This is a genomic window from Methylomonas sp. HW2-6, assembly GCF_052474525.1.
In genome coordinates this window covers 3,507,570-3,522,070 of the sequence record NZ_CP184124.1, presented here as the reverse complement: position 1 = coordinate 3,522,070, position 14,501 = coordinate 3,507,570, and the positions used below count along the sequence as shown (strand labels likewise).

Sequence of the window (14,501 nt, the reverse complement as noted above, 5' to 3'; positions counted from 1 at the left end):
CCGTCCAGGGCAAAAGTCGTGGGTGCCGGGCTTTTCTTGCTTTAGAGACTACGGACCGCCGTGGCTTAATTTTAAGCTGGTTCTTAGCGTGGCGGGTAGTTTCCAGGCGTGAGAGCTTGCCGATGCACCTACTAACGGACCAGTCTTGATCGGCATGCCACAAGCCGACCCCGGGGGATTTTTCCGCTGCGTCTTCGATAATCGGGCGGGGAAGGTTAGCTAAGTTATCGGACTGGGGCGGCTTAACGGTTATAATCGCCCATATTTCATACCCGGAGGCTTATATGCAGGTCGATCTCGTGATTCAGGCGCGCTGGATAATTCCGGTCGAACCCGCGGGTCAAATCTTCGAGCACTCCAGCCTGGTGATCAACGACGGCAAGATCGTCGACCTGTTACCCTCTGCCGAAATTGGGGGAAAATACCAGCCGCGTAAGTTGGAAATGCTGGACCGCCACGCCTTGATTCCGGGTTTGGTCAACTGCCATACCCACGCGGCAATGTCGTTATTGCGCGGTATTGCCGACGATTTGCAGTTGATGGATTGGCTGCAAAACCACATTTGGCCGGCGGAACAGAAATGGGTCGGCGAGGCCTTCGTTCGCGACGGCGTCGATCTGGCGATTGCCGAAATGCTGCGCTGCGGCACCACTTGCTTCAATGACATGTATTTCTTTCCCGAAATTGCCGCGCAACAAGCCGTGCAACATGGTATCCGCGCCAATATCGGCTTGATCGTATTCGATTTTCCGACCGTGTGGGCCGAAAACGCCGACGCCTATCTGACCAAGGGTCTGGCTCTGCACGAGAAGTTGCGCCACGAAAATTTGCTGAGCCTGTCGTTCGCGCCGCATGCGCCGTATACCGTGTCCGATGCGCCGTTACGCAGCGTGCTGACTTATGCCGACGAAATGAATCTGACGGTGCATATGCATTTGCACGAAACGGCGCACGAGGTCGAAGAACAAAAACAAAAGACCGGGCAAACGCCGATACAACGCCTGCAACAACTGGGTTTGCTGAATCCGTCGTTCATTGGGGTGCATATGACGCAGTTGACGGCCGCCGACATGGCAGCGTATGCCGAAACCGGGGCCCACATCGTGCATTGTCCGGAGTCCAATCTGAAACTGGCCAGCGGTTTCTGCCCGGTTGCGGACTGCTTGGCGGCGGGTATCAACGTTGCACTGGGCACCGATGGTGCCGCCAGCAATAACGATCTGGACATGATCTCGGAAATGCGCACGGCGGCATTACTGGCCAAGGCAGTGGCCGGCGACGCCGGGGCGGTTTCGGCGGAAACGGCGTTGCGGATGGCTACCCTGAACGGTGCCAAAGCCTTGGGCTTGGAGGCGGAAATCGGTTCGCTCAGCGTCGGTAAGCAGGCCGACGTCGCGGCAATCGACTTGAGCGAACTGGAAACCCAGCCCTTGTTCAATCCGCTGGCGCAGATCGTCTATGCCGCCGACCGCCGCCAGATCAGCGATGTCTGGGTCGCCGGCCGGCAACTCTTGAAAAACCGGCAATTGACCACGATGGATCTGGCGGCGCTCAACGAGCGGGTTGCGGTTTGGCAGCAGCGTTTAAGCAGTTAATTCCCCGGTTTCCTGTTATGAGGGGCGGCAAGGCGTTGCCGTCGGCGCGCAAAGCTCATGACTAATAACCTAGTAATACAGTAAACTATAGGCACACAGAAAAGGTTTGGCATTATGGCGACAGCAGATAACGTTCATCCGCACGAGATACACAAGTTCGGCTCTTTGGCCGAGCGGTGGTGGGATAGCGAAGGCGAATTCAAGACTTTGCATCAGGTTAACCCGTTACGGTTGCAGTTTGTTGGCGAATACGCCGATATCAGCGGTAAGCAGGTGGTCGACGTCGGCTGCGGCGGCGGCATCCTGACCGAAGGTCTGGCCCGGCTGGGCGCCAACGCTCTGGGTATCGATTTGAGCCAGGATTTGCTGGACGTCGCCGATCTGCACGGTTTGGAGTCGGGTGTCGCGGCGACCTACCGCAAAATCAGCGCCGAGCAGCTGGCCGAAGAGCAACCGGCCGGTTTCGACCATGTCGCCTGCATGGAAATGCTGGAGCACGTCCCCGATCCGGCCTCTGTAGTTGCGGCTTGCGCCACCTTGGTCAAACCCGGCGGTACCGTGTTTTTTTCGACCTTGAACCGCGACCCGAAAGCCTGGTTGTTGGCGATCGTTGCCGCGGAACATCTTTTGAAAATGGTGCCGAAGGGTACCCACGATTACAAAACCTTCATCAAGCCGTCGGAGCTGGGGCGGATGGCCCGCGCTGCCGGTCTGGAATTGCAGGGCATGGTCGGTATCGAATACAACCCGTTCAGCAAGGCGTTTTATCTGGGTAAAGATGTTTCGGTGAATTACATCGCCGCTTTCAAACGCGCCGATTGAACATGACTGGATTCAAGCTCGATTGCGTGCTGTTCGATCTGGATGGCACTTTGGTGGATACCGCACCGGATCTGATCGCGTGTTTGAACCGGACATTGTCCGCCCATGGTTTTCCGGAAACGGCTCCGGCTGCGGTGCGGCCGCTGATTTCCCACGGGGCCTTGGCCATGATTCGGCATTGCGTCGAGGTGGATCAGGCCGAAGCGGAGCGGATGCTGGAATTTATGTTGAACCAATACGAGGATAATGTTGCCGATTACAGCCGGCTGTTCGATGGGTTGGCAGACAGTCTCCAGGCAATCGAGGCCGAGGGTTTGAAGTGGGGCGTGGTGACCAACAAGAAAACCCGCTTCACCGAACCGTTGTTAACGGCATTGGGGTTGCGCCAACGCGCCGCCTGCGTGATCAGCGGCGATTCGACACCGAGCAGCAAGCCCGATCCGGAGCCGATGTTTGCCGCCTGCCGCGAGGCTGGAGTCGCACCGGAAAATTGCGTTTACCTGGGCGATGCCGCCCACGACATTACCGCCGGTAAGCGCGCGAATATGAAAACCCTGGCCGCCGTCTACGGTTATCTGAAAGCCGACGACGTCCCCGAATCCTGGGGCGCAGACGGCTTGATCGAGCGGCCGCAACAACTGATGGAATGGATACAGGCGCAGATATGCCGTTAACAGACCAAGTCATTTTAATCACCGGCGCCGGCGGCGGCTTGGGCGCGACAGCAGCCTTAGCGTTGGCGAAGCACGGCGCTCAAATCATTCTACTGGACAAGAATATTCCGAAGCTGGAGCGGGTTTACGATGCCATCGTCGAGGCCGGTGGGCCGGAGCCGGTGATGTACCCGTTCGATCTGGCCGGTGCCAGCGAGGCCCAGTACCAGGAAATGGCCGATGCGATCGAACAGCGTTACGGCAGTTTGCAAGGCTTGCTGCATTCGGCGGTGGAATTCAGCGCCTTCAGTCCGATCGTCAATTACAAGACCAAGGATTGGGGGCATGCGCTGAACGTCAACCTGAACGCTCCGTTCATTCTGTGCCGGGTATTGTTGCCGTTGTTACAACTCAGCCGGCATGCCGCCATCGTCTTTACCAGCGATTCCGGCGCACGGAAGGCGCAGGCCTACTCCGGTGCCTACGGTGTCTCCAAAATCGCACTGGAAGGCTTTGCCGCGATCCTGGCCGCCGAACTGGAAGCCGGCCAGAAGATTCGGGTCAATACCTTGTGCCCCGGCCCGATCGATTCGCCGTTGCGAAAACGCGCCTATCCGGCGGAAGACAAGGCCGCTATTCCGCCGATGTCCAGTTTGGAACCGCTTTACCTTTATTTATTCGGCGACGCCAGCATCGGCGTTACCGGTCAAATTATTGACGCGCAGACTTTCAAACCTTAAGTATCGCTATGGCAGACAGAGAAGTTGTTTTTCTAACCCGGGATGTCAATATCGTCACAATCCCGGACGGCAATCACGGTACCTTGCAAAAGGGCCAGGAAGTGACGATTCACCAGTCTCTCGGCAGCAATTACACGGTCGTGACCGACTACGGCCACATGGTCCGGATTGCCGGCAGCGATGCCGATGCGTTGGGTAAGGAATCACAGCATCTGCAAACCCTGGTATCGGAAACCGACCGCCAGGCGGTGGAGCAGAATTGCTGGGAAGTGATGAAAACCGTCTACGACCCGGAAATTCCGGTCAATATCGTCGATTTGGGCCTGGTTTACGGTTGCGACGTCACCGGCAATGCCGAGGGCGGTAACGACGTGCATATCCGGATGACGCTGACCGCGCCCGGCTGCGGCATGGGGCCGGTAATTCAGAGTGACGTGGAAAAGTCGATCCGCGCTTTACCGGGCGTCAGTTCGGTGCAGGTGGAAGTGGTTTTGGACCCGCCCTGGTCGCGCGAGATGATGTCGGAAGTGGCGCAGGTACAATTGGGCCTGTTTTAAATTGCCGTTCTTCCTGGCGGCGGAAAATTGCCGCTTCAGGTTGGCGTGGTGGGTTGTTTTTAGTTTAAGTGTTTGTTTTTTATTTATTAAATAAAATTGGCATGGAGTTGGCTTTTCCTTCTTGAGCATTGATTCCAGACTCGAGGAAGCGTCATGAAAGAAAAAGCCGCCGAATTAGCCATAGTCAGCAACAAAACCTTCGCTGCGTCGACCGCCGTAAATCTGCATCACTACGATATCAGTAGTGCGTTGCAGACCACTTTGGAGTTCGACGAGCTGATCGCGATCTTCTGCAACAAAATCCAAAACACCATACCGCATAACGGCGTCGAATATACCAATACCGATTTCGACCTGGAATACAAACGCGGCGTGCTGGCTCGCCATTCCTGTTCTTACGCTTTGAAAGTCGAGGAACAGCAGTTGGGCGAGTTGAAGTTGACCCGGAGCCAACGTTTCAGCAAGGACGAGCTGAAAATGCTGGAAAGTCTGCTGTGCTGTCTGATTTATCCGTTGCGCAATGCCACGCTGTTTCAGCAAGCGCTGAAAATGGCGTTCACCGACCCGTTGACCAAAGCCAACAACCGCACCGCGTTTAACGACAGCCTGATGCGCGAAATCAAACGGGCGCATCGTAGTGGCAGTCATTTATCGATGATCTTCGTCGATGTCGATCATTTCAAATCGATTAACGACCAATACGGTCACGAATGCGGCGATTTGGCCTTGGCCTCGGTGGCCGGTTGGTTGAAAGACAGCGTGCGCGGCAGCGACGCAGTCTATCGCTACGGCGGCGAGGAGTTTGTGATTCTACTCAGCGATACCGACATCGACGGCGCCCTGATAATAGGTGAACGGATTCGGGCCGATATCGAGTCGCATACGCTGGCTTACGGCATGGATGTGTTGAATTTGACCGCCAGCCTGGGGGTTGCCACATTGCAAGGCGACGATACCGTCGATAGCTTGTTGAAACGGGCCGATGCGGCGATGTATCAAGCTAAAAAACTTGGCCGTAACCGGGTCGAAGCCGGTTTCTAGCCGGAGGTTGCCGATGCGGCAAATATTGGCCGCATCGGTTGTCGCCGCTTAGTGAGCGTGAGAGGGTTCTTTTTCGGTGATCTCGTTACGGCGCAATACGTAACGTTCGGCTAGCTTGCCGGTGTAGAGGTTACCGGCGCTGTCCAACTGCGTCAGAATGTTGTTGCCGATCAAATACCGGTTACCGATCGCGCCTTCTTTCTTCGGCATCAGGGTCACCGTATCTTTTTTTCGTCCCAAGTAAATTTGCCTTTCTCGACAAACTCGCGCTCCGATCTGCCGGAGAACGTGGTCATCAAAATATAACTGCCGTTTTTGTTTAAGCCCAATTGGGTTTTGACGCCGGCGCAATCGGCGCAGGGCAGAAACCCGTTATAGACGCCCAGCCAGTGATGTTCTTTAGCGGTATGGTGGGCGTGGGCCGGATCGTGGCCGTCGGCTTCCGGTTCCGCCCACGCCGGCTGTTGTACCGCGAAGGTTACGGCCAACAAAAATAGACTCAGTTGCGGTTTGAATTTTTGCATGTGGATTCCTCGATACAATGGCAGGTCTTGTTGTTATTGGTGACCATGGTTCCGGCGGACCGGAGCGGCCGCACTTAATTTTCGAACACGTCCGCACCCTTGGGCGGTTTGAAATTAAACAAACTGTCGTCCAGCTTTTGGTTGAGCTGAATATTGGAAAAATAGATCCGGGTCAGTTGGCCGAAATTATCGCTCAGTTCCATGCCGCCGAGCTGGTTGCCGTTCATGCCGATCAGGATGTATTTGAAGCCGCTTTCCTCGTTTTTCGGCGATAGCTTGACCCAGTTCATGCCTTCGTCCTGGCCCTGTTCCTGCAGGACGAATTTTTCCTCGATATCGACCTGGCCGGTCAACAGCAGTGCCGGCGTGGAGCCGAGCGAGTCGTCCAGTTGCTTGACGGTGACCTGTTCCAGGTCGGCATCGTAAAACCAGACTTTGCCGTTGTTGGACACGATTTCCTGCTCGAACGGTTTTTGGTAGTTCCAGCGGAATTTACCCGGCCGGCTCAAATAAAATTTGCCACTGCTGGATTGGGCCGGTCGGCCGCTTTTATCGAAGCTGACCTGCTTGAAATCGGCCGCCAGCGACGCGCTGGCCGCCAGAAAACTTTTCAAGCGGTTGATCGGCGCCTCGTCGGCATAAACGTTGGTGACGGCTGCGATCGATAAAACCAGAGCGGAGCTTAAGTGACGTAGCATATTAAAAAGGGTTCAGGTTATTGAGCCAGCTTTCGCCGGATTCAGCATTGGCGCCGCATTCGGCGAACTGGGTCGGCGCCGAGCCCTCGACGAACGGCAGCAATTTCGCGCCGGGGCAGCTCTCGCTGCTGAGCAGGCCGCTCTCGGGATCGATCCAAGTCATCTGGATATTATCCGGCGGTACCAGACTGACCGGCTTTTTCGAAACCTGCCGCATGGTTTCCGCCCAGATCTGTAGCGCGCCGCTACCGCCGGTCAGGCCGGACGGTTTGTTGTCGTCGCGGCCGATCCAGACCACCGACAGAAAGTCGCCGCTGAAACCGGCGAACCAGCTATCGCGCAATTGGTTGGTGGTGCCGGTTTTACCGACCAGCGCCATTTCCTTCGGCAGGTAATTATACGCAGAGTGGCCGGTGCCGGCGTACATCACTTCCTGCAGAATGGTGTTGGTGATGAAGGTGGCTGCCGGGTCCACTGCCTGCCGCACCGTCAACGGGTAACTTTGCAGGGCTTTGCCGTCCGCCGCGTTCACGGCGCGGATCGAGCGCAACGGCGTGGCGAAGCCGTCGCCGGCCAGGGTTTGGTAAAGTTGGGTTACTTCCAGTGGTGTCAGCGGTTGCGCGCCCAACAGAAAGGACGGGTACAAATCCACCGGCCGGCTGACACCCATGTTTTTCAAGGTGTTGGCGACTTTGGCCAAGCCAATGTCCATACCGATCCGCACCGTGGCCATGTTGTAGGAATGGGTCAGGGCGGTGTGCAGCGGGACGATGCCGTGCTCGCGGTTGTCGTAATTGTCCGGCGACCAGGACTTGCCGCGCTCGGCTTCGATGCTGATCTGGGTGTCGCTGACCGGTGTGGCGATGGTGTAACGCTCCGGATATTCCAGCGCCGTCAGATAGACCACGGGTTTGATCAGCGAGCCGATCGGCCTGACCGCGTCCAGCGCGCGATTGAAGCCGGTGGATTCGCTATTGCGGCCGCCGCTCAGCGCGACGATCTCGCCGCTGTCGCGACGGGTGACGATGGCAGCGCTCTCCAGGTCGTTGCTTTTCGGACTCTTCTCCAATTGCTTGAGCTTGGTGGCCATCGAGCGTTCCAGAATGTCCTGGATCCGGGTGTCCAGCGTCGTGACGATACGCAAGCCTTCGGAGGTCAGATCTTCCTCCTTGTATTCCTGCTTCAACTGGCGTTTGACCAGATCGATAAAATCCGGATAACGGTTGGCGGACCGGTGGATCACCGCGGCGACGCCGAGCGGTTGTTTCTTGGCTTCCACGGCCTGTTGCTCGGTAATGTAGCCTTCGTTCAGCATCGAATCCAAGACCAAATTACGCCGCTCCAGAGTATGTTCCGGCTTGCGGCGCGGATCGTATTCCGACGGACCGCGCACCAAGGCGACCAGCGTCGCCACTTGGTGCAGCGACAATGTTTTCAGCGACTGGCCGAAGTAGAATTCGCTGGCCAGACCAAAGCCGTGGACGGCGCTGGCGCCGTCCTGGCCCAGGAAGATTTCGTTCAGATAGGCTTCCAGAATCTCGTCCTTGCTGTAGCGGTATTCCAGAATGAACGACATCAACGCTTCCTTGAGTTTGCGGCGCAAGGTGCGTTTCGGCGTCAGGAAGAAGTTTTTCACCAACTGCTGAGTGATGGTACTGCCGCCCTGGACCATGCCGCCGGCCTTCAGATTGGACCACATGGCGCGGGCGATACTTTTCGGCGACAGGCCGAAATGGCTGTAAAAATCGCGGTCTTCGGTCGACAGCAGGCCTTGCACCAGGGTTGGCGGCGCTTCGTCCAGTTTGATCAGAATCCGGTCTTCCTTACGGGTTGGGTAAAAGCTGCCGATTTGTACCGGGTCCATCCGCACGATGGCCAGGTTTTCGCCGTTGCCGGCGTCGGTCAAACCGCTGATTGCCGCGCCGGAGAAGGCGACGCTGATTTTGCGGCTCTCCTGCACCGTGTCGCCGAAATTGAAGGCGCGGGTGCGGACGTTAACGACGCTGCCCTTGGTGCTGTATGAGCCTTCGCCGGCCAATTGCGGATCCTGCCGGTAATGCAATTCCAGCAATAAGTCCTCGAAGTTCTTGGCGGAAATTTCGTAACCCGCATACAGCTCGACCGGACTGGCATAGACCCGGGCCGGAATCGACCAGCGCTTGCCTTCGAATTGCTGGCGCACGGTGAAATCCAGATAGCCGACGTAAACCGCCAACACGAAACCGCCGATCAGAGCCAGCGGAACCAGTAAGCGTAACAACCAGGATGCCTGGGATTTGGTTTTTCTGCGTCGAACGGCTGATCTGCGGGGTCTGGGTGTTCTGGCCATCAGGTCGGTTTGCGGTTTGCGCTACGGCGATTGGCAGCGCGGATAAAGGGTGAGGCGGTCGCGGCGTTTTGTGCTGCGATGCGGTTGGCCTGATATTATCTAACAAAATCGAGGTGGCTGCGACTTCGGCTGGCAGCTGTTGGTAGGGGAGAAACGGTTATGGCCGCTGCAGTACTAGAGTTTCAAACGCAATCGTCCAGGCTGAGCTTGTGGTTCCGGCTTTGGCTATTGGCCTTGGTTTGGGTCAATTCGGCGTATTCGGCGCCGATTGCCCAAGTCGATATCGAAGCTTTCGTGCGCGACGGTTGCCCGCATTGTGAACGCGCCGAAGTTTTTCTGGCCGAGTTGCAACGGGAACGACCGCAGTTGAACATCGTGATCCGCAATGTCAGCCGCGAGCCCGACGCCTGGCAGCGCTTGCAAACCCTGGCCGCAGCCCAGAATCCGCCGGCCCCGCTAAGGCTGCCGACCTTCCGGGTCGGCGGGAAGCTGGTTATAGGCTATTCGGCCGAAACCGGCGACCTGTTGTTGCGTGAGGCGTTAGCCGAGACAGGCCCGCCGGCCGCCGTCGAGGAGGCAAGCGGTAGTTGCGAGGTGGAAACCGTGCAAACCTGCGAAGCCGGCAATGCCGCCAATCCGCCGGCGCAGCCAGAGCCGTTCGAATTGGCCGTGCTGGGGAATCGGGTGGCGCTGGACCGGGTAGGGCTGCCGGCCTTTACCGTGGCGATGGGACTGTTGGATGGATTCAATCCGTGTTCGATGTGGGTGTTGCTGTTGATGATATCGATGCTGGCGCCGATGCGGAACCGGCCGCGAATGCTGGCGGTCGCCGGGGTCTTCGTTTTGGTTGAAGGCGTGGCTTACTTCGTGTTTATGGCGGCATGGTTGAACCTGTTTTTATGGATAGGTTTGTCGCGCGCCTCTGAAATTGCGATCGCAGCCATTGCCGTTGCCGCCGGTGCGCTGAATCTGAAGGATTTCTGGGCCCTGGGTGTCGGTCCGTCGTTATCGATCCCGCAAGCGGCCAAGCCTGACATTTATGCGCGGATACGGCGGATTTTGCAGGCGGCAAACCTGTGGGGCGCGTTGGTCGGAGCAGTGCTGCTGGCGGTGTTGGTGCAAATCGTCGAATTATTCTGCACCTCCGGCTTTCCGGCTTTGTATACGCGAATATTGACCTTGCGCCAGTTACAAGGCTGGGACTATTACGGCTATTTGCTGCTTTATAATCTGGCGTATATGCTAGACGATATTGTGGTGTTGGCGCTGGGCATCGTAACATTGAGCCAACAGCGCTTGCAGCGCAACCACGGCCGTTGGTTGAAATTGATCAGCGGCGCAGTGATGGTTGGCTTGGGCATGTATTTGTTTGCCCGCGGCGGCTAAGCATAGCGGGCTCGTGGCCGGCTTGGACCGGCTTAAATTCTAAGCAGAATTCAGGAGAATTCGTGATTGACAATAAGCGCAGGCATCCGCGTTTAAAACACCGCGCCAAAATCAAATTGATCGTTCCCGAGTCGGTGGAGAATATCGTCGAAATGCGGGATTTTTCGGAAACCGGCTTGTTTTTGCAGTGCGATAAAGCGCTGATTCCGCCAATTGGTACGGTACTGGAAGTCCAAACCACGGAATTTGACGACGCTCCGGTGCAGTTGGTCAGGGTGGTTCGTATCGATCCGGATTCCGGTTTTGCCGTCGAGTTTTGCAGCAGAGATTGATACCGTTCGCGCTTGCTCGATGGTCCCGGCCGTTCCGGCTAGCGTCCTCAGGCAGTTAGCAATCAGGCGCTTAAATCGATTGTAGCACCGCCGTTTGCAGAGCCTTGCAGGCTCAGCAACTCAGCCCGGGCTTTGTTCGCCATCGCCGTGGCTCTGGCGGCTACGCTCTGGTCCTGGGCCGACGGATTCGCAGGCGCCAGTGCCGCCCGGCGGATGGTATCGGCCTTCAGCAACGTCGCCTGCGGGTCACCGGCCACTGCCGATACGTCGATGCTGACGTCGCCGCCGCTGGCGTAGCGTTGGCCGTCTGGCCCCGTCACATAATCGTAATTGGCGCCGCTGACGGCGAGGTTGCCGGCCGCGCTCAGATGCGCCTGTTCGTGGGCGCGGACTTCGCGGTCGCGGGCTTTTAACTTTTCAACCAGTTGGCGTTGTTCTTGGCTCAATTCTCCGCTTGTCTCGGCGTTGGCGGAGGGTTGGGGTTTGTTCGACGCGGCAGCGGCCGGAGATCGGCTTTGCGGGGCGTAGACATGGTATGTATTCGACGCGGCGGTTACCTGCATGCTCGTCACCGAAAAGCTTAAACTGGTTCGCAAATATACGCTTTCTCCGTTAAAACTCAAGCGCCAGTCAAACGGCTTAACGCCCAACGGACGTGCTCTGCGACCAGATCGGAGGCATCGTGCAGACGTCGGTTCAATGCGGCCAGAACCTCAGGCGCCGGCCGGCCGTTACCCAGTGCGGTGGCGATGTTGCGCAGCCAGCGTTGATGGCCGATGCGGCGGATCGCCGAGCCTTCGGTTTTTTGTAAAAATTCCGCTTCGTCCCAGGCAAATAACTCCAGTAACGTCGCACTGTCCAAACGCTGGCGCGGCCGAAAGTCGACTTCCGCACTGAGTTTGGCAAACCGGTTCCAGGGGCAGACCAGCTGACAGTCGTCGCAACCGTAAATCCGATTGCCGATCAGCGGACGCAAATCTTCCGGTATTGGTCCATGCAGTTCGATCGTCAGATAGGATACGCAGCGGCGGGCGTCGACCTGGTAGGGGGCGACGATGGCCTGGGTCGGGCAAATATCAAGGCAGGCCCGGCAGTCGCCGCAGTGGTTGCTTGCCGTCTGGTCGGCCGGCAGTTCCAAATCGGTATAGATTTCGCCCAGGAAAAACCAGGAACCGGCGCGGCGGTTGATCAGATTGCTATGTTTGCCGATCCAGCCCAAGCCTGCTTTCTCGGCGATGGCCTTTTCCAGCACCGGAGCGCTGTCGACGAAGGCGCGGTAGCCGAACGGGCCGATGGCTGTCGCGATTTGATCGGCCAATTTCTGCAGGCGGTTGCGTAAAATTTTGTGGTAATCGCGGCCCAGAGCGTAACGCGAGACGAAGGCGGCGGCCGGATCGGCCAATAGGCTGTGGCTTCGGGCCGAGGGTTCCGGCAGATAGTCCATTCGGGCTGAAATAATGCTGCGCGTGCCTTCCTGCAACAACGCCGGTCGGCTGCGTTTCAGCCCGTGCGCGGCCATGTACTGCATTTCGCCGTGGAAATCTCGATCCAACCAGTTTTGCAGATGGTCTTCGGCCTGATGCAGGTCGGTATCGCTGATGCCGATTTGCTGAAAACCCAGCTCCATACCCCATTGTTTGATCAGGCAAACTAATTGTTCGGTATCGACGGGAGCGGGTGCTGGCATAGTTTATTCAACAAAGGTTGGAACAGTGCCGACCGCAGATTTTAACGGCAGTCCCGGCATTTTTTCGGGAGAGCATTGTGGCATAACTTTAGCGATTTCCGCCGGTCATGGCCGGTTTGGCGATAGAATGACAACCAAATTTACAACGGTTTGATTTCGCGGAACTCGCTTGCGCTCCGGACAAAACATGCAGATTTCGACTGAAGCTCTTTATTCAACAGCGCAAATTCGTAGCGCCGAAAGCCGGGCTATCGAAGGCCTCGGCATTCCGGGACGGGAGTTGATGCAGCGGGCCGGCAGCGCTCTATTCCGGCAGATTCGGCAGCGTTGGCCCGACTGTGGGCAACTGACGGTGTTTTGCGGCGGCGGCAACAATGGCGGCGACGGTTACGAAGTGGCGCGTCTGGCTCATCAGGCCGGCTACCGGGTCGCGGTATACAGTCTGGCCGATCCGGACAAGCTACCCGCCGACGCTAGCGGCGCTTACCGGGATTTTTTGCAGGCCGGCGGTTGCGTTTCCGATTTTGAGCCCGGCCTTTCCGAGATAGAGGGTGTCGTCGTCGATGCCTTGTTCGGTATCGGTTTGAGCCGCGACGTAGCGGCAGCCTATTTGCCGGCGATAGCCGCCATCAATGCCGCCGGCGGTCCGGTGCTGGCGGTCGACGTACCGTCCGGTTTGCAGGCCGATACCGGGTGCATCCTGGGGGCGGCGGTGGTTGCTGACCTGACTGTGACCTTTATCGGCCCCAAACAAGGTTTGTATACCGGTGCGGCGGCCGATTGCCGCGGTGAAGTGGTTTGTGCCGATTTGGAAATCGGCACATTGCTGGTCGGCGTCGAGCCGGCTTCGCTGTTGCTGAAAAATATCGGTATGCCCAAGCGTCAACGTAGCGCGCACAAAGGCCAGTTCGGCCACGTGTTGTTGATAGGCGGTAACCACGGCTATTCCGGAGCGATCCGCCTTGCCGCCGAAGCGGCGCTGCGAGCCGGTGCCGGCTTGGTCAGCGTCGCCACCCGGGCCGCGCATAGTGCCTGGGTCAATATTGCCCGGCCGGAGTTGATGTGTCGGGCGGTGGAACAGGCCGGCGATTTGGAGCAAATGCTGGACAAAGCCGATGTCGTGGTGGTCGGTCCGGGCTTGGGCCGCGATGCCTGGGCCCAGGCCATGTTCGATGGCGCCGTGGCGGCCGGTAAACCCTGCGTGGTCGACGCCGACGGCTTGAATCTATTGGCGCTTGGAAATTCCAGACGCGATAACTGGGTGCTGACGCCGCATCCCGGCGAAGCGGCGCGGCTATTGAACTGCGATACCCGGCAGGTCGGCAAGGACCGGTTTGCGGCGGTTTCCGCGCTGCAGCAACGTTATGGCGGCGTCGCGTTGTTAAAAGGCGCCGGGACTTTAATCGGCGATGGCTCTCAGCACTATGTCGTCGCTGCCGGGAATCCGGGCATGGCTAGCGGCGGTATGGGCGATGTCTTGGCCGGCTTGATTGGTGGCTTGATCGCCCAAGGTTTTTCGTTAGATAAAGCCGCGCTGGCCGGCGCCCAGGTTCATGCCGCCGCGGCCGATAGTCTCGCCGCCGAATTCGGCGAACGCGGCTTGCTGGCCGGCGATTTGCCGCCACGTATCAGGGAGTTATTGAATAGATGAACATCGATTTGGAAAGCAGCGAAGACACCGAAGCCTTGGGCGCCGCGCTCTGGCAGGCCTTGCCTGAAAAATGCCTGGTGTATTTGCGCGGCGAATTGGGAGCTGGCAAAACCACCTTGATGCGGGGCTTGCTGCGGGCGGCAGGCCATCGCGGGGCGGTGAAAAGTCCGACTTATACCTTGGTCGAGGAATACGAAATCGACGGCCGGCGGTTGTTCCATTTTGATCTGTATCGGCTCAAAGATCCGGAAGAGTTGGAGTGGATGGGTATCGACGATTATTTACAGCAAGATGCATTGTGCTGTATCGAGTGGCCGGAAATGGGGCAGGGGGTATTGCCGCCGGCGGATATCGAGATCGGTTTGCAGTACGCGCGACAGCAACGTGTCGCGCAAATCAATGTGTTAGCGCAAAATCGCGCCGGAACAATTAAACTAAACTGGAAAAACAAAGACCTACTGCTATAATCTAAACAACCTTGTCATT

At 57.7% G+C, this 14,501-nt stretch carries 16 protein-coding genes; 10 read left to right on the top strand and 6 right to left on the bottom strand.

Annotated elements, in window-relative coordinates:
- The first annotated feature begins 284 nt into the window (after positions 1–284).
- The 6 genes from ACH518_RS17020 to ACH518_RS16995 all read left to right on the top strand — a co-directional run bounded on the left by ACH518_RS17020 (position 285) and on the right by ACH518_RS16995 (position 5,408).
- Positions 285–1,595: a TRZ/ATZ family hydrolase gene (locus ACH518_RS17020; RefSeq protein WP_445370936.1), complete on the top strand. Its 1,311-nt coding sequence runs from the start codon at positions 285–287 to the stop codon at positions 1,593–1,595.
- A 114-nt stretch (positions 1,596–1,709) separates the two neighbouring features.
- On the top strand, positions 1,710–2,417 hold the full coding sequence (gene ubiG / locus ACH518_RS17015) for a bifunctional 2-polyprenyl-6-hydroxyphenol methylase/3-demethylubiquinol 3-O-methyltransferase UbiG (protein ID WP_140912529.1): 708 nt from the start codon (positions 1,710–1,712) through the stop codon (positions 2,415–2,417).
- Between the two features lie 2 nt (positions 2,418–2,419).
- Positions 2,420–3,091: an HAD family hydrolase gene (locus ACH518_RS17010; RefSeq protein ID WP_445370935.1), complete on the top strand. Its 672-nt coding sequence runs from the start codon at positions 2,420–2,422 to the stop codon at positions 3,089–3,091.
- Positions 3,082–3,810 carry an SDR family NAD(P)-dependent oxidoreductase gene (locus ACH518_RS17005; RefSeq protein WP_278211525.1) on the top strand — a complete coding sequence of 243 codons (729 nt, stop codon included), beginning with the start codon at positions 3,082–3,084 and terminating at the stop codon, positions 3,808–3,810. Before ACH518_RS17010 ends, ACH518_RS17005 begins: the two co-directional genes overlap by 10 nt.
- Positions 3,811–3,818: 8 nt before the next feature.
- On the top strand, positions 3,819–4,367 hold the full coding sequence (gene sufT / locus ACH518_RS17000) for a putative Fe-S cluster assembly protein SufT (protein ID WP_140912532.1): 549 nt from the start codon (positions 3,819–3,821) through the stop codon (positions 4,365–4,367).
- 153 nt (positions 4,368–4,520) lie between these two features.
- Positions 4,521–5,408 carry a GGDEF domain-containing protein gene (locus ACH518_RS16995; RefSeq protein WP_278211526.1) on the top strand — a complete coding sequence of 296 codons (888 nt, stop codon included), beginning with the start codon at positions 4,521–4,523 and terminating at the stop codon, positions 5,406–5,408.
- Positions 5,409–5,456: 48 nt separating this feature from the next.
- Here the strand turns inward: ACH518_RS16995 and ACH518_RS16990 are convergent, their stop codons facing one another.
- The 4 genes from ACH518_RS16990 to mrcB all read right to left on the bottom strand — a co-directional run bounded on the left by ACH518_RS16990 (position 5,457) and on the right by mrcB (position 8,959).
- A complete protein-coding gene (locus tag ACH518_RS16990) occupies positions 5,457–5,618 on the bottom strand; it encodes a hypothetical protein (protein WP_445370934.1) in 162 nt (53 codons plus the stop codon).
- Between the two features lie 5 nt (positions 5,619–5,623).
- On the bottom strand, positions 5,624–5,932 hold the full coding sequence (locus tag ACH518_RS16985) for a copper resistance protein NlpE (RefSeq protein WP_445370933.1): 309 nt from the start codon (positions 5,930–5,932) through the stop codon (positions 5,624–5,626).
- 74 nt (positions 5,933–6,006) lie between these two features.
- Positions 6,007–6,630, bottom strand: a complete 624-nt coding sequence (lolA, locus tag ACH518_RS16980) for an outer membrane lipoprotein chaperone LolA (protein WP_278211528.1) — start codon at positions 6,628–6,630, stop codon at positions 6,007–6,009.
- 1 nt (position 6,631) lies between these two features.
- Positions 6,632–8,959, bottom strand: coding sequence for a penicillin-binding protein 1B (gene mrcB / locus ACH518_RS16975; protein ID WP_445370932.1), 2,328 nt, complete (start codon positions 8,957–8,959; stop codon positions 6,632–6,634).
- A 159-nt stretch (positions 8,960–9,118) separates the two neighbouring features.
- On the opposite strand from mrcB, the gene ACH518_RS16970 reads away from it, so the two are divergent.
- On the top strand, positions 9,119–10,345 hold the full coding sequence (locus ACH518_RS16970) for a glutaredoxin family protein (protein WP_445370931.1): 1,227 nt from the start codon (positions 9,119–9,121) through the stop codon (positions 10,343–10,345).
- A gap of 62 nt (positions 10,346–10,407) precedes the next feature.
- Complete coding sequence (locus ACH518_RS16965; RefSeq protein ID WP_278211532.1) at positions 10,408–10,677, top strand: PilZ domain-containing protein; 270 nt, start codon at positions 10,408–10,410, stop codon at positions 10,675–10,677.
- Between the two features lie 62 nt (positions 10,678–10,739).
- On the opposite strand, the gene ACH518_RS16960 is transcribed toward ACH518_RS16965, so the two are convergent.
- Both ACH518_RS16960 and queG read right to left on the bottom strand, forming a co-directional pair.
- The gene (locus tag ACH518_RS16960) at positions 10,740–11,240 is read right to left on the bottom strand and encodes a putative metalloprotease CJM1_0395 family protein (RefSeq protein WP_140912539.1); all 501 of its coding nucleotides are present in this window, start codon (positions 11,238–11,240) and stop codon (positions 10,740–10,742) included.
- 56 nt (positions 11,241–11,296) lie between these two features.
- The gene (gene queG / locus ACH518_RS16955) at positions 11,297–12,364 is read right to left on the bottom strand and encodes a tRNA epoxyqueuosine(34) reductase QueG (RefSeq protein ID WP_278211535.1); all 1,068 of its coding nucleotides are present in this window, start codon (positions 12,362–12,364) and stop codon (positions 11,297–11,299) included.
- A 187-nt stretch (positions 12,365–12,551) separates the two neighbouring features.
- Between queG and ACH518_RS16950 the strand changes: the two genes are divergently transcribed.
- Positions 12,552–14,015 (top strand): NAD(P)H-hydrate dehydratase, encoded by a 1,464-nt coding sequence (locus tag ACH518_RS16950; RefSeq protein ID WP_445370930.1) that lies wholly within the window; start codon positions 12,552–12,554, stop codon positions 14,013–14,015.
- A complete protein-coding gene (tsaE, locus tag ACH518_RS16945; protein ID WP_140912542.1) occupies positions 14,012–14,482 on the top strand; it encodes a tRNA (adenosine(37)-N6)-threonylcarbamoyltransferase complex ATPase subunit type 1 TsaE in 471 nt (156 codons plus the stop codon). The genes ACH518_RS16950 and tsaE overlap by 4 nt, the downstream gene beginning before the upstream one ends.
- Positions 14,483–14,501: the final 19 nt, after the last annotated feature.

Excerpts from the sequence above, each read along its gene's own strand:
- ACH518_RS17020 (WP_445370936.1), top strand. The coding sequence starts at position 285 with ATGCAGGTCGATCTCGTGATTCAGGCGCGCTGGATAATTCCGGTCGAA.
- ubiG (WP_140912529.1), top strand. The coding sequence starts at position 1,710 with ATGGCGACAGCAGATAACGTTCATCCGCACGAGATACACAAGTTCGGC.
- ACH518_RS17010 (WP_445370935.1), top strand. The coding sequence starts at position 2,420 with ATGACTGGATTCAAGCTCGATTGCGTGCTGTTCGATCTGGATGGCACT.
- ACH518_RS17005 (WP_278211525.1), top strand. The coding sequence starts at position 3,082 with ATGCCGTTAACAGACCAAGTCATTTTAATCACCGGCGCCGGCGGCGGC.
- sufT (WP_140912532.1), top strand. The coding sequence starts at position 3,819 with ATGGCAGACAGAGAAGTTGTTTTTCTAACCCGGGATGTCAATATCGTC.
- ACH518_RS16995 (WP_278211526.1), top strand. The coding sequence starts at position 4,521 with ATGAAAGAAAAAGCCGCCGAATTAGCCATAGTCAGCAACAAAACCTTC.
- ACH518_RS16990 (WP_445370934.1), bottom strand. The coding sequence starts at position 5,618 with ATGCCGAAGAAAGAAGGCGCGATCGGTAACCGGTATTTGATCGGCAAC.
- ACH518_RS16985 (WP_445370933.1), bottom strand. The coding sequence starts at position 5,932 with ATGCAAAAATTCAAACCGCAACTGAGTCTATTTTTGTTGGCCGTAACC.
- lolA (WP_278211528.1), bottom strand. The coding sequence starts at position 6,630 with ATGCTACGTCACTTAAGCTCCGCTCTGGTTTTATCGATCGCAGCCGTC.
- mrcB (WP_445370932.1), bottom strand. The coding sequence starts at position 8,959 with ATGGCCAGAACACCCAGACCCCGCAGATCAGCCGTTCGACGCAGAAAA.
- ACH518_RS16970 (WP_445370931.1), top strand. The coding sequence starts at position 9,119 with ATGGCCGCTGCAGTACTAGAGTTTCAAACGCAATCGTCCAGGCTGAGC.
- ACH518_RS16960 (WP_140912539.1), bottom strand. The coding sequence starts at position 11,240 with ATGCAGGTAACCGCCGCGTCGAATACATACCATGTCTACGCCCCGCAA.
- queG (WP_278211535.1), bottom strand. The coding sequence starts at position 12,364 with ATGCCAGCACCCGCTCCCGTCGATACCGAACAATTAGTTTGCCTGATC.
- ACH518_RS16950 (WP_445370930.1), top strand. The coding sequence starts at position 12,552 with ATGCAGATTTCGACTGAAGCTCTTTATTCAACAGCGCAAATTCGTAGC.
- tsaE (WP_140912542.1), top strand. The coding sequence starts at position 14,012 with ATGAACATCGATTTGGAAAGCAGCGAAGACACCGAAGCCTTGGGCGCC.